Below are 537 nucleotides of genomic sequence, written 5' to 3'. Positions count from 1 at the left end.
GGAATAACGGTTATAAAACGGTTGGCAGATATTTGACCGGAAATGTGCGGACAAGCAGCGGCCTCACATCAAAAGCCCTGACATCTAAAGAGCTTGCAGTTATTCTTGATGCCGGATTGAAGGTTTTCCCAATTTATCAAGACGGCGGCTATGAATCTTCTTATTTTGTCAAAGACCAAGGCACAAGAGATGCATATAGTGCCGCTTCTGCTGCTAGAAGATTAGGTTTTCCGTCAGGCACGACCATTTATTTCGCTGTCGATTTTGATGCATACGATTATGAAGTGACCGATAAAATCATTCCTTATTTCCAAGAGATTAAGTCAGCATTTACAAAAATGCAGACATTTTCAACCGCACCTAAGTATGAAATAGGGGTTTACGGACCAAGAAACATTTGTATCCGTACATCAGAAGCAGGAATGACAAAGTATAGTTTTGTGGCAAATATGTCAACAGGATTTAGCGGCAATCTCGGCTATCCGATGCCAAACAATTGGGCCTTTGATCAATTTTATGAAGGAACCATCGGAAGCG

At 41.5% G+C, this 537-nt stretch carries 1 protein-coding gene; it reads left to right on the top strand.

From position 1 onward, the window contains the following. The coding region (locus tag ACWHAR_RS31345; RefSeq protein WP_452088963.1) for a glycoside hydrolase domain-containing protein at positions 1 to 537 on the top strand (537 nt) is incomplete at both ends.

Source organism: Bacillus sp. LR--39, from assembly GCF_053613335.1.
The sequence above is the reverse complement of the archived record's forward strand: the minus strand, read 5'-3'. Positions and strand labels throughout refer to the sequence as shown.